Source organism: Streptomyces stelliscabiei (assembly GCF_014873495.1).
Classification (GTDB): domain Bacteria; phylum Actinomycetota; class Actinomycetes; order Streptomycetales; family Streptomycetaceae; genus Streptomyces; species Streptomyces bottropensis.
In genome coordinates this window covers 4,005,704-4,019,137 of sequence record NZ_JADBGF010000001.1, presented here as the reverse complement: position 1 = coordinate 4,019,137, position 13,434 = coordinate 4,005,704, and the positions used below count along the sequence as shown (strand labels likewise).

At 72.7% G+C, this 13,434-nt stretch carries 5 protein-coding genes and 2 pseudogenes; 2 read left to right on the top strand and 5 right to left on the bottom strand.

Annotation, left to right across the window (positions count from 1 at the left end):
• Window positions 1-141: 141 nt before the first annotated feature.
• Window positions 142-519, top strand: a pseudogene (locus H4687_RS46465) (helix-turn-helix domain-containing protein); the annotation flags it as partial.
• Window positions 498-2,726, top strand: a pseudogene (locus tag H4687_RS17730) (ATP-binding protein); the annotation flags it as partial. The pseudogenes H4687_RS46465 and H4687_RS17730, both read left to right, overlap by 22 nt.
• Window positions 2,727-3,674: 948 nt before the next feature.
• On the opposite strand, the gene H4687_RS17725 reads toward H4687_RS17730, so the two are convergent.
• The 5 genes from H4687_RS17725 to eccCa all read right to left on the bottom strand — a co-directional run bounded on the left by H4687_RS17725 (window position 3,675) and on the right by eccCa (window position 13,433).
• Window positions 3,675-4,802 carry an ABC transporter ATP-binding protein gene (locus H4687_RS17725; RefSeq protein WP_046917141.1) on the bottom strand — a complete coding sequence of 376 codons (1,128 nt, stop codon included), beginning with the start codon at window positions 4,800-4,802 and terminating at the stop codon, window positions 3,675-3,677.
• On the bottom strand, window positions 4,795-6,567 hold the full coding sequence (locus tag H4687_RS17720; protein WP_046917140.1) for an ABC transporter permease: 1,773 nt from the start codon (window positions 6,565-6,567) through the stop codon (window positions 4,795-4,797). The genes H4687_RS17725 and H4687_RS17720 overlap by 8 nt, the downstream gene beginning before the upstream one ends.
• Before the next feature lie 43 nt (window positions 6,568-6,610).
• Window positions 6,611-7,801 carry an ABC transporter substrate-binding protein gene (locus H4687_RS17715; protein ID WP_046917139.1) on the bottom strand — a complete coding sequence of 397 codons (1,191 nt, stop codon included), beginning with the start codon at window positions 7,799-7,801 and terminating at the stop codon, window positions 6,611-6,613.
• A 128-nt stretch (window positions 7,802-7,929) separates the two neighbouring features.
• Window positions 7,930-9,417 (bottom strand): DUF6177 family protein, encoded by a 1,488-nt coding sequence (locus H4687_RS17710; RefSeq protein WP_046917138.1) that lies wholly within the window; start codon window positions 9,415-9,417, stop codon window positions 7,930-7,932.
• On the bottom strand, window positions 9,414-13,433 hold the full coding sequence (gene eccCa / locus H4687_RS17705; protein WP_046917137.1) for a type VII secretion protein EccCa: 4,020 nt from the start codon (window positions 13,431-13,433) through the stop codon (window positions 9,414-9,416). Before eccCa ends, H4687_RS17710 begins: the two co-directional genes overlap by 4 nt.
• Between the last annotated feature and the right edge of the window lies 1 nt (window position 13,434).

Below are 13,434 nucleotides of genomic sequence, written 5' to 3'. Positions count from 1 at the left end.
TTTCGGTCAGTGGTTGGCGGAGAAAGATCTCTCCAAGGGACGGCTCGGTCACGTACTGTCATCCATCCATGGCGGGAGGTTTCGCCTGGTGAGGCCGCCGCCGGTGGCGGGCGACGTGGATGCGGGGAGAAACAGGGGCGGATGCCTGAGCAGTTGGGGGCCTGGCTCCGTGACCGTCGGGCGCAGCTGGGACTGAGCCAGCGGCAGCTCGCCGAACTCGCCGGGGTCAGCACCCGCAGCATCCGCGAGATCGAGCGGGGCCGGGCGCGGTCACCGCACAGTCCCTCGGTGTTCAGGCTCATGAAGGTACTGGAACCGGACACTGCATCGGAGCCCGGCGACAACCGGCGTCTCCGCGTCGACGTCCTCGGTCCCCTCGTCCTCCACGTGGCGGGCCGGCCCGCCGAACCCGGCGCGGCGAAACAGAGCGCTCTGCTGGCCCTGCTGGGTCTGCACCCGGGCACCGCCGTACCGCAGGACGAGATCGTCGACACCCTGTGGGGCGGCCGACCTCCGGCCAGCTCCCTGAACTTGGTCCACACCTACGTGGCCCGGCTGCGCCGGCTACTCACCCCGGCGACCGGCCCGGCGGTGTACTGCGCCGGACCCGGACCGGATACGTACTCGACCTGGACGAACAGGACTCGGACGCGGCGCGTTTCACCGTCCTGGCCTCGCGCGCCCTGCCCTGCCTCACCCACGACGGGGGCGAGTCCACCGACCGTACCGAGGCGTACGCCCGGGCCGAGGCGGCCCTGCGGCTGTGGCGCGGTCCCGTCCTCCAGGGCTCGGCGCCGGGATTGCGTGAGCACCCCTCGGCCATCGCTCTGTCCCGGCTGCGCCTGTCCGTGGTCCAGGCGTACGCGGATCGTGCCCTCGCCGAGGGCACGACGGAGAACGCCCTCCATGAACTGCGCAGGACGGCCGATCTGGAGCCCCTGCACGAAGGGGTGCACGCCCGGCTGATGCTGGCGCTCGCGGCCTCGGGTGAGCAGGCCGCCGCCCTGAGCCTGTACACGGTCCTGCGCGACCGCCTCGACGACCAGCTCGGCGTCCGTCCCGGTCCCGAGCTGACCGACGCCCATCTGCGGGTCCTGCGCCGGGACCTCCCACGGCCCGCCACCGCCCGTACGACCGTGTCCCCGGCACCCGCACCCTCCACCCCGCCGGTCGTCCCCGCGCTCCTGCCCTACGACGCCGCCTTCTTCACCGGACGTGCCGATCACCTGGCCCGGCTGGACGCCCTGCTGCCCGCTTCCGGGGAGGGTCCCGCCGGGGGGAGCGGGGTCTGTGCGCTGACCGGGGCCGGGGGAGCGGGCAAGACCGCGCTCGCCGTGCACTGGGCGCACCGGGTGCGCGACCGCTTCCCCGACGGCCAGCTCTTCGTGGACCTGCGCGGCCACTCGCCGGAGGGCCCGGTACGCCCGGTGGAGGCGCTCACCCGGTTCCTGTTGGCGCTGGGGGTGGCCGCGGAAGCCCTTCCGGGGACGCCGGAGACCGCCGCCGACCTGTACCGGACGCTGGCCGCCAAGCGGCGGCTGCTGGTCGTGCTGGACAACGCCGTGGACGCGGAGCAGGTACGGCCGCTGCTGCCCGGCGGGCCCGGCTGTCTGGTGCTGGTCACCAGCCGCGACCGGCTGGCCGGGCTGGCGGCACGTGACGGCGCCCGGCGGATCGGAGTGGACGTGCTCAGCCCCGAGGAGTCCCGGCTGCTGCTGCATGGCACCCTCGGCGCGGAGCGCGTGGACGCCGACCCGCGGGCGGCGGCCGAGCTCGCCCACGCCTGCGGGTACCTCCCCCTGGCGCTGCGGATCGCCGCCGCCAACCTCGACCACACGCCCTGGCGCACGCTGGAGGAACAGGCCGCCGAACTGCGTGACGGCGACCGGCTGTCCGCGCTGTCCGTGACCGGTGACGCGACCACCGCCGTACGGAGCGCCTTCGACCTTTCGTACCACGCCCTCGACGCCCCGGCCCGGCGGATGTTCCGGCTGCTGGCCCTGGTGCCCGGCCCGGAGACGGGTCTCGAAGCCGCCGCGGTCGTCGCGGGCCTCGCCCCCGCGGAGGCCGCCGGGCTGCTGGAACGGCTCACCGCCGCCCATATGCTGCGGGAGCACCGGGCGGGCCGGTACCGCCGTCACGACCTCGTCGCGCTGTACGCGGCCGAGCGGCTGCGCCTGGAGGAGACCGCCGCCGACCGCCGCGCCGCCTCCGAGGCCCTGTACCGCTGGCTCCTGACCGCCACGGGCCACTGCGCCCAACTTCTGTACCCCGGCCAGGCACCCCTGCCTCCCACCGGCACCGACGGCGACGGTGGCGTCGGCCGCGGTGACACCGAGCCCCCGCTCCGCATCCCCGACGCCGCCGCGGCGATCCGCTGGCTGGACGACGAACTGCCCAACCTCGCCGCCGCCGTCCAGCAGGCCGCCGCCGAGCGCCACCCCGCCTCCTGGCGGCTCGCCGACGCTCTGCGCGGCCACTCCTGGACCCGCAAGACCGCCGTGGACTGGGCGGCCCTCGGCCGGGCCGCCCTGGACGCCGCCCGTGCCGCCGACGAGCCCGTGGCCCAGGCCGCCATGCACAATCTGCTCGGCGCCGCGGAACTCCACCAGAGCCTCCCTTATGCGGCCATCCCTCACTTCGAGCAGACGCTCGCCCTCTCCGAGGCAGGCGGCTGGCCGGAGGGTACGGCTGCGGCGCTCACCAACCTCGCCAGTGTGAACTGGCTCGTCGGCCGGCTGACACGCAGTGCGGAGTACCTGGAACGGGCCACGGAGATCGACCGGCGCAACGGCATGCCGGACGGCCACCCGGTCGTCCTGCTCACGCTCGGGATCACGCTGCGCGACCTGGGCCGGCTGACCGAGTCGCTGGACCGTCTGCGGGGGGCCGAGCGTGCTCCGCGCAACCTCGGCTCCCAGCACAACGGGATCCTGACCCACGCCAACCTGGGACGCACCCTGTACCTCCTCGGGGATCCCGCGCGGGCGACGCACCACCTGGCGACCGCCCTGACGATGGTCCGGGAGAGCGGCGAACAGGGCAGCGAGGCGTACGTGCTGCGGTTCCAGTCCTCCGTCCACCGCGACGCCGGTGACCTCACCACCGCCCTGGACATGGCGACGACCGCCACGCGTCTCTTCGACCAGGATGGCGAGGAGTACTACCGGGCGGACGCCCGCATCACCCTCGGCAGCGTCCTGCTCGCCCTCGGCCGCCCCGGCGAGGCGGATGTCGTCTACCGGGAGGCGCTCAAGCTGGCCGAGGAACGCGGCGCGGACGAACTGCGGGCCCGCGCCCTCCTCGGCCTGGCCGCCATCACCGACCCGCCCGACCGTGAGCAGATCTCCCACGCCCTGGACGTCGCCCGCGGCACGGAGCACCTGCTGGTGGAGGCGGAGGCCCTGACCGCCCTGGCCGATGCCGAACTGCGGCACGGAGAGGCGGCCACCGCCATCGCCCGCGAGGCCACGCGGTGCACCGCTCCACGGGCTGGCGCAAGGCCCAGGCCGAGGCCCTCGACATCATCGGCCGCGCCGTCGCCGCGACCGGGGAGGAGGACCCGGCCCCGTACCGGACGGAGGCCGCGGAGATCTTCCGGTCCCTCGGCATCCCGCAGGGGGACCCCCGGTGACCCGGGCGACGGCGGTCCCAGGCCACCGTCACCATCATCGTCACGTGGCGACCGTCAGCAACTCCCGCTGATCCTCCGGCAGTTCGACCTTGTCCGCGTACAGCAGCGCATGCCCCGGGTCGAAGACCAGCGCCACCTCGCCCGCCAGCCCTCCGTTGCCGCTCAGGACCTGCACCACCTGGTCGCCGAGGCGGACGTCGTACTCGTAGCGGGAGCCGACGTAGGAGCTGGTGACGACCTGGGTGTCGAGCCTGTTCATGCCGGCCGGGGTCTCGGCCGAGGCGACGACCTCCAGGCGCTCGGGACGGACCGCGACCGTGACCGAGTCGCCCGTCGGGACGCGCCGGTCGCTGTCGACCCGTACGACCTCCCCGCCGGCGTCGAGGAGCACGGTGTGCCGGGTGCCGTCGACGCTCACGACCTTGCCGGTGAGGAAGTTGCAGCGGCCGACGAAGGCCGCCACCGCCGGCGCGGCGGGCTTCTCGTAGATCTCGTGCGGGGTGCCGATCTGGATCATGTTGCCGCCCTCCATGACCGCGATCCGGTCGCTGAGTGCCAGCGCCTCGTCCTGGTCGTGGGTGACGTAGACGGTGGTGATGCCCAGCTCCTCCTGGAGCCGCTTGAGCCAGGCGCGGGCTTGTTCGCGGAGTTTGGCGTCCAGGTTGGAGAGCGGTTCGTCGAGCAGCAGGACGGTCGGGGAGTACACCAACGCCCGTGCCAGGGCGACGCGTTGCTGCTGGCCGCCGGAGAGCTGGTGGGGGTAGCGGCCGCTGAGCGCGGCCAGGCCCACCTTGTCCAGCGCGTCGTGGATCAGCGTCCTCTGCCTGTCCTTCGGCACCTTGCGGATGTTCAGCGGCAGAGCCAGGTTCTTCGCGATGGTCATGTGCGGCCACAGCGCGTACGACTGGAAGACCATCCCGAGGTTGCGCTCCTCGGGCGGAAGGAAGATTCCCGCCCCCGCGTCCACGAACGGCCGCCCGCCCACCGCGATCGAGCCCTCCGTCGGCTGCTCCAGGCCCGCGATGCAGTTCAGCGTCGTCGACTTGCCGCAGCCGCTCGCGCCCAGCAGCGTGAAGAACTCCCCGTCCTTGATGGTGAAGGTGACGTCCCGCAGGACGGAGTTGTCGCCGAACGTCTTGGCGAGGTTCTTGACGGTCACCTCAGGCATGGTGCTTTCCCTTCATGAGCAGTCCGGCGAGTGCGACGAAGACCGCGGTGATGCCGATCTGGAGGGTGGCCAGCGCGGCGACGGATCCGGCCCTGCCCTGCGTCCAGAGACTGAGCATGGTGGTGCCGAGGACGTTGTTGTCGGCCGAGGAGAGGAAGACGGCCGGGGAGTACTCCTTGAGCATGATCACGAAGGTGAGGACGAGCGCTCCCGCGAACGCCGGTGTGACCAGGGCCCGCAGGACACGGAAGAAGGTCATCAGCCAGTCGGCGCCCGAGACCCGGGCCGCGTTGTCCAGCTCGCCGCCGATCTGCATGATCGCCGGGGCGACCGAGCCGAACGCGCTGGGCAGGGCCCGCATGCCGAAGGCGATGACGACGGCGTAGAGCGTGCCCTGGAGCACCGAGCCCATCCCGAAGGGCGCCAGCGCGAAGGCCCAGAAGAAGCCGATACCGATGATGATGCCGGGCAGTGACTGCGGGATCAGGGCCAGGTACTCCACCGCCCGGCCGAAGCGGAACGTCGACCGCCGGGCCACCATCACCGCGAACACGGCGAGGGCGGACACGACCACCGAGCCGACCCCGGCCACGATCATGCTGTTGTAGAGCGACTGCACGTAGTTGTCGGAGTCGAGGACCAGCTCGTAGTTCTTCGTCGTGACCGTCCTGAACGGCGACTGCAGCGGCGTGAACACGAGCGTGAAGGACCGCATCACCAGGCCCGCGATCGGGACCAGGGCACCGAGGATCACGTAGACCCAGATGCAGGCGATGCTCACCCACTTCAGCCAGCCGAGGTCCAGCTTGCGCGGCCGGGTCACCTTGCCGCGCACGGACACGAACCGGGCCGCGTCCTTCAGCAGCTTCGCCTGGACGGCGACCAGGCTCAGCGTGACCACGAGGATCACCGTGGAGGCCGCGCCCAGCATCGTGTAGTCGGGGTCCACCGACTGAAGTCCGTTGTGGTAGAGGAAAGTGGAGAAGACGTCGATGCTCACCGGCTGGCCGTAGAGCAGCGGCACGCTCAGCGTCTCGATGGAGACGGAGAAGACGAGGATCGCCGAGTACACGATCGGGGGCCGCAGCAGCGGCACGACCACCTGCGCGAGGATGCGGAAGGGACCCGCCCCGCAGACCTGGGCGGCCGATTCGAGCGAGGCGTCGGACTGCCGCAGGGCGTTGGCGCAGAACACGTACGCGATCGGGGCGAGCGCCACGGCCTCCGTGAGCGCCATGCCGGGGATCGAGTACAGGTTCCACGGCACCCCGCCGAAGACCTGCTGCACCTTCACGCTGACGAACCCGGCCGGGCCGTACATGATGATCCAGCCGAAGCCCAGGATCAGCGACGAGATGAAGAACGGCCACTGCATCGCCAGGGCGACCAGCCGGCCGCCCGGCAGCTTCGTGCGGACCACCACGATCGCCATGGGGATGGCGATGGCCAGGCTGAGGACCGTCGTCAGCGAGGCGAACAGCAGGGTGTTCAGGGCGACTTCACCGAAGCCGGCCTCGGTGAAGAGGTCGGTGTAGCCGCTGAGGGTGAAGGCCCCGCCCGCCTCGTAGAGCGGGCGGTTGCGGATGCTCTGGTAGAGCGTCGGGACGATCGGGGCCAGCACCAGGACGGCGAGGAACGCCAGGACCGTGTACTGGACGACCGTGTCCCGTCCGATGCCGAGGGGGCGGCGATAGCGCGGCGGCCTGAACGTGTCCGGGGGTGGCGCGCCGGCCGGTGTGCGGGGCGGCTGGGTGAGGGTTGACATGTGAGGTGACTCCGATCGTCCCGAAGGCTGCCTGCTCGCGCGCCTACTTGCGGAGTCCGTCGAAGCGCTCCAGCCAGGCGGCGGCGTCGTCCTTCCCGACCGGCTTGTACTCGACGTGGATGATGTTCTCCTCGCCGACCGCGTCCACGACCTCCTGGTAGGTGTGCAGGCCCTCGCCCTTCACGCCCTCGCGGTACGAGGCCAGTCCGCCCTCGGCGACCGCGCGCTGGCCCTCCTCGGAGAGGGCGAAGTCCAGGAAGAGCTTCGAGGTCGCCGGGTGCGGAGCCTCGGCGGCGATCCCCAGGCCGCGCGGCAGGACGACCGTCCCGTCCTTCGGGAACACGATCTTCACCAGGCCCGCGCTGTCCTCGACCACCGGGTAGGCGGGGGAGGCGCTGATCAGGAAGCCGGCAGTGTACTCACCGGCGACGATCTTCTCCAGCTGGGTGCCGGAGGAGGTCTCCGGGCGGGTCAGCGGGAGGATCTTCTCCAGGTCGTCCCAGGACTCCGGGTTGCCCTCGGTGAGCGCCCGCGTGACCGTGAAGCCGAACGAGCCCTCCGGGTCGCGGACCGTCACCTTGTTCTTGTACGTGTCCTCGTCCGACGTGAGGATCTCGGCGAAGTCCGTCAGCGTGGTCGGCGGGGTCTCCATCAGCGACGTGTTGTACGCGATCGTCATCGGGTCCTGCGACATCGAGTACACGCTCGGCAGCAGCTGCGCGCTCGCGCCCAGCTCCTTCAGCTCCGGCGACTCGTACGACAGGACCGTGTTCTTCCGGGCCGAGAAGTCCGCCCAGGCGGTCGCCGCGCTGGAGATCAGCACGTCCGCCGGGGAGGAGCCGGCCGCGTTCTCCGAGAGGGTCTTCTGGAACAGCTCGTCGCTGTCCAGCTCGTTGACGGAGACCGTCTTGACGAAGCCGTACTTCTTCTTGAAGTCCCGGACGATCGGGGCCATGTTCTCGTCGCCGAGGTTCGAGTAGACGGTGAGCTTGCCGCCCTCCTTCTCCGCGGCCGCGATCAGGTCGGCGTAGCCGGCCGGGTAGTAGTCCGGCACCTTGCCCGCCGAGATCTTGTTCTCCGCCACCTTCGGCGCGGCGTCGTCGCCACCGCCGCAGGCGCCCAGGGTGCCGAGCGCGAGGGTCGCGGCGAACGCCGCCGCGAGGGGACGCCGGTATGCCGTTCCCCTGCCGGTGACGACGAGGTGCCCGGTAGCGGTGTGGCTGGATCTGGCCATGGTTCTCCTCCTGGCGCGTGCCTTCTGGCAGCTGTTGCCGGGAGGTTAGGGACCCAGGTCAGGCCGGTAAATGGCATTCCCGTCAGAGCTCGTACTGCTCGTAGTGGTCGTTGAGTTAGTGACGCGAGTCACCCGTGCTGAGCAGGGGTGGATGGCCGGGAATGATCGCCCTTCAGATGTGCCGTCAGCTGCTGGAGCCGCCCCCACGCCTCGGTGTCCGCGCCGTCCCCGAGGGGGTAGTGCAGCGCCGGGCGGGCCGCCGGGCCGAGGGGGACCGCGCGGACCTCGACCGGGGGCCGCCGCGCGCGGTCCGGCCCGATCGTGTGGACGTCGTCCGGGCCGAGGGTGAAGGCCACCGGCAGCGGCGGGCCCTCCAGACGGGGCGCGGTCGTCAGGTCGGCGCGCGCCACGCGCAGCGAGGTCAGCATGGTCCGCAGCCCGTGCTCCCGGACCAGGGTGTCGGCCAGCGCCTCGATCCGGTCCAGCGGCGGTTCCTCATCGGCCGCGTACCCGAGGGTCAGGACCGCGTCCTCCTCCACGCCCTTCGTCGTCCGCGTCACCCGGACCGTCGCCATGGCCGGCCGTTCCGGGGCGCCGACGACGACCAACTGCGACGGCTCCGGCGCCCGCTCCCGGGCCAGGTCGGTCAACTGCCGCCGCGACCACGGAAGGTTGACCGGTTCGGCGGTGCCCCAGCCCGCCGGCGCCGCCCCCGTCAGCTCCTGCCAGGCCGCCTCCAGGGCGCCGCCCAGCAGCAGCCGCTCGTCGGCCCGGTGGACCGTACGCAGGGCGACGATCAGCTGACGTCCGAGCGGCTCGTCCCCCGGACCGCCCGCCGCGCCTTTCTCCTTCGCGCCCTTCTCCTTCGCGCCCTTCTCCGACACGTGCGCCGGGCGCGTGAACGCGGCGGCCACCGCCGCCGTCCCGTCCTCGGCGAACGCGGGCGAGAACGCCCCGTCCCGCCAGCGCAGCACCGCCCCCGACAGGCCGTCGTAGTAGCCGCACTCCGGGTCCCGCACCACCCAGCGGTGGGGGACGCGCGCGAGCGTCGTACGGGCCGCCGTGGTCAGCCGCACCCCGGGCGGGGTGACGATCTGCAGGGACCGCCGGGACGCCACGGCCGTCCGCATGATCTCCGCGAGCCAGCTGGTCAGGGCGACCACCGGCCGGTCGACGAGGACCACGGCCGCGTGCTCGGTCACCACGTCCACGGCGGGCTGTCCCGACCCCGCCGACGGTACGGCGGACACGTCCACCACCTCGGTGCTCGCCGCCCCGGGCGGCCAGGTGGAGCCGCCCAGCAGGGCGTTGAGCCGCCCGCACACCACACCCGCGAGCCGTTCCGCCTCCGGCACCGCCGTGGACGCCCGTGCCTCCGTCCACCAGAACGGGGCCCGCACGGTCTGCCCGAGCAGCCGCTCCGCCTCACCGGGCACCTGCACCAGCACCGGCGACTCCACGGACACCAGCGGACGCCCGCCCGGCCCGTGCAGCTGGACGACCGCGCCGTCGGCCGCCGCCGACATGTCCAGGTCGGAGCCGCCGGCGTACAGACTCGCCATGAGGGCCCACACGTCGGGCATCTTCGGGGTGAGCGCGATGACGTCCCTGGTCACGGGCGGTCGCCCTCCTCGCTGTCGAGTGCCGTCTGGATCAGCTGATGGGCCCGCCCCCGGCGGACCAGCGTGCCCCGCCCCGGCGGCTGCGCCGAGGCGTACAGGCCCGGGAAGAGCTGCCCCTCGCCGCGCTCACCGGTCATCAGCAGCGCGGCCGTACCGGTCTCGCGCAGGGTCTGCAGCAGCGGCTCGTACATCGCCCGGGAGGAGCCCGCCACCCGGCGGGTGATCACGAAGTGCAGTCCGATGTCCTGCGCCGAGGAGACGTACGGCAGGAACGGAGCCAGCGGCTGCTGCCCGGCCGTGGTGAGGATGTCGTAGTCGTCTACCAGGATCACGATCCGCGGGCCCTCGAACGCGGGCTCGTCGGTGAGCGCGTCCGGGTCGGCGCTCTGCGGCATCCGCTTCTCCAGCTCGCCCGCGATCCCGCTCGACAGACCCGCCGCCAGCTTCGCGTTGTGCGCGTAGCCGCCCCGGTACGGCTCCGGGATCACGCCCCGCAGCCCGCGCCGGGGGTCGAAGACGCCGAAGACCAGCTCCTCGTCCGAGTACCGCTCCACGAGCCGCGCGGCGACCAGCTTCAGCAGGTTCGTCTTGCCGCACTCGTTGTCGCCCAGTATCAGCAGGTGCTGGTCGGCGCCGAAGAGGTCCAGCAGGGCGGGCGCCAGGGCGTCCTGGTCCACGCCGATCGGCACCCGGTGCGGCTCGGCGAGAACCGACGGCAGCCGGCCGGACGGCAGCCGGGTCGGCAACACCCTTACGGGAGCCGCCAGTTCACCGTGCCAGGTGGAGCGGATCGTCCGGGCCGCGTCCTCCAGCGCGGGACCGAGGTCGCCCGTGGACGGCCGTCCGTCGAGGCGCGGCAGCGCGGCCTGCGCGAACAGCTTGCCGTCGGTCAGGACCCGCCCCGGCGTGTCCGGCGACAGCGTCTCGGAGAGCTTGCGGTCGACGCTCGAATCGCTCGGGTCGTTCAGCCGCAGCTCCACCCGCGTCCCGAACATCGACTGCGTCGCGATCCGTACGTCGTTCCAGCGGAGCATGCCGCCGACGACGTGGATGCCGTACCCGCCGCCGCGCTTGAGCAGGTCCACGACCGTGTCGTCCAGCTCGGCGAACTCGTCGCGCAGCGCCCCGAACCCGTCGACGAGCAGCACGATGTCGGTCGACCCCAGCTCGCGCAGTTTCCCCTGCGCCCGCAGCTGCCGCAGCTGGTCGACGGAGTCGATGCCGTGCTCCCGGAACAGCTCCTCCCGTTCGTTCAGCATCGTCCGCACCTCGGCGACCGTCCGCGCCGCCCGCTCGCGGTCGGCCCGCCCCGCGATCCCGCCGACGTGCGGCAGCCCGGCGAGCGCGGACAGTCCGCCGCCGACCAGGTCGAGCCCGTAGACGGCCACTTCGGCGGGCGTGTGGGTGGCGGCGAGGGAGAGCGCGAGGGTCCGCAGCAGGGTCGTCTTGCCGGACTGCGGGCCGCCGATCACCGCCGCGTGCCCGCCCGCGACCGTCAGATCGAGCACCCAGTGCCCCTGCCACTGCTTCGCCGGATCGTCCAGCACCCCGAGCGGCACCCGCAACGGCCCCTCGGCGGACGCCAGCCGCAGCCCCCGCTCGTCCACCCGCACGGGCCCGGCCGCCGCGTCCAGCGTGATCGCGTCCGGCAGCGGCGGCAGCCAGATCCGCCGCACCGGCCGGGCGGCGGAGGCCAGCTGGTCCACCGTCACCGACATCACCGTCGGCCCGGTCTCCCGCTTGGTCGCCTTCGGCCCCTCGACGACCTCGGTGTCGGTCCGCGCGCTGTCGAGCGTGTTGTACGTCGGATACGTCCACGCCAGCGGCGTGTCGTCCTCCTGCGCCACCAGCGCCGGGCCCCGGTACGCGCCCGACACGTACCCCGCCTTGAACCGCTCGTACGTGGAGGTGTCCACCTTCAGATAGCCGAAGCCCGGCAGCGGCGGCAGATGGAACGCGTCGGTCGTGTCCAGCACGGTCCGCGACTCGTCGGCGGAGAAGGTGCGCAGTCCCAGCCGGTACGAGAGGTAGGTGTCCAGGCCCTTGAGCTTGCCGCCCTCGATGCGCTGGCTGGAGAGCAGCAGGTGGACGCCGATGGACCGCCCGATGCGGCCGATGGAGAGGAACAGGTCGATGAAGTCCGGCTTGGCGGTGAGGAGTTCACCGAACTCGTCGATCACCACGAAGAGGTGCGGGAGCGGTTCGAGGTCGGGCCGACGGGTGGCGCGCAGGGCGGCGTAGTGCCCGATGTCGGCCACGTTCCCCGCGTCCTTGAGCACCTGCTGCCGCCGCTTCACCTCGCCCGCCAGGCTGGAGTGGACGCGCTCGACCAGTCCGGCCTGGTTCTCCAGGTTGGTGATCACGCCCGCCACGTGCGGAAGTCCGGTGAACGGGGCGAAGGTCGCGCCGCCCTTGTAGTCGACCAGGACGAGCGCCAGGTCCTCGGGGGAGTGGGTGGCGGCGAGCGCCAGCACGAGGGTGCGCAGCAGCTCGCTCTTGCCGGACCCGGTGGCGCCGACGCACAGCCCGTGCGGGCCCATGCCCAGCTCCGAGGACTCCTTGAGGTCGAGCAGGACCGGCTCGTGACGGTCCGTCAGGCCGATGGGTACGCGCAGGAACTCACGCTCGCCGCGGGGCGCCCACAGCTCGTGGAGATCCAGTACGGCCGGGTCGTCGATGCCGAGGAGGCCCGGGAAGTCGACGGGGCCGGTGACCGGGGTGCCCTCGGCGGCCGACTCGGCGGACAGCCGGAGCGGCGCGAGCAGCCGGGCGAGGCCCTCGGCGCCGGCGGCGGTGACCTGGTCGCAGGTGCCGTGCGCGGGCGGGACGGCGGTGGGGGCCGTGATCGCCGAGGGGTCCGGATCGCGCAGGTCCTCCACCACGACCTCATCGCCCCGCACGGTGATCCGCACCGACACGTGGTCGGGCTCGTGCACCTGCTCCGCCAACAGATGCAGCACGGTGACACCCATGTCCGCGAGCCCCACCGCCGTGTCCGGACGCGGCAGTTCGGCGGCCGTCTCCCCGTACTCGTCGCTCACGACGAGCATCCGGGACGCCAGCCGCAGCGCCTTGCGGTCGGCGAGCCCGCGGCGCACCTCCGCCGCGTACGACGCGCGCCGGCCCAGCTCGTGCCGGAAGTGCCGGGCCAGCTGCGGCAGGCTCGGCGCGATCCGGCGGGCCGCCACCGGGCCGTCGTGCTCCTGCGCGTCCAGCACGTGCGGCAGCCACTTGGCCCACTCCCAGTCCGCCAGCCGCTCGCCCGGGACGCCGAGCGCCACCGCCACGTCGTCCGGCGCGTGCGCGACGGCCACCTGGACGAGGAGCGCGCGGGCCACCCGCAGGACACCCTCCCGGTCGCCGACCACGCTGACGTTGCCCGCGCGGTCCAACGGCACGGTGACCGGGCAGTCGTTGGCGACCGAGTAGCGGGCCAGCAGCGCGCGGGCCTCGTTCAGCATGAAGGGGTCCGGCGGGGTCATCACCCCGCCCTGGTTCTGCCCGATGACCAGGTCCGCCACGGGGACGTCACCGGTGCCGACCCGCACCCGCAGGAAGTCCGGGTCCTGCCGCCGCCGCTCCCACAGCCGGGCGGGGTCGCGCACCAGGTCGTACAGCGCCTCCGGGGGCGGATTGAGCACCCGCGCGAGCGCCCGCCGTTCCCGCTCCTCGGCCCCGAACCCCTCGCGCAGTTCCTCCAGATACTCCAGGTACCGCTCGCGCTGCGCGCGCCGGGTGCGCTGGGCCTTGCCGCGCTGGGAGAGGAAGAGGGCGACCGCGCCGAGCAGCGCGAACACCAGCACGATCGCGCCGAGTGCCGCGAACTGGCTGTTGCGGATCACGGTCATCATCACGACCGAGCCCATGACACCCGCCATCGGCAGCAACGCCGTCGCCGCCGTCCCCGCCTTGCCCTCCGGGAGGTTCGGCGGCGGCTCGATCGTGCGGGCCCCCGCGGCCCCGAGCGGCCGGGTGCTGCGCGCGGGCCGGTGGATCAACTGCTGGGTCACG

What these genes read in the sequence shown, in the direction of transcription:
- H4687_RS17725 (WP_046917141.1), bottom strand. Translation starts at nt 4,802, where the DNA reads ATGCCTGAGGTGACCGTCAAGAACCTCGCCAAGACGTTCGGCGACAAC.
- H4687_RS17720 (WP_046917140.1), bottom strand. Translation starts at nt 6,567, where the DNA reads ATGTCAACCCTCACCCAGCCGCCCCGCACACCGGCCGGCGCGCCACCC.
- H4687_RS17715 (WP_046917139.1), bottom strand. Translation starts at nt 7,801, where the DNA reads ATGGCCAGATCCAGCCACACCGCTACCGGGCACCTCGTCGTCACCGGC.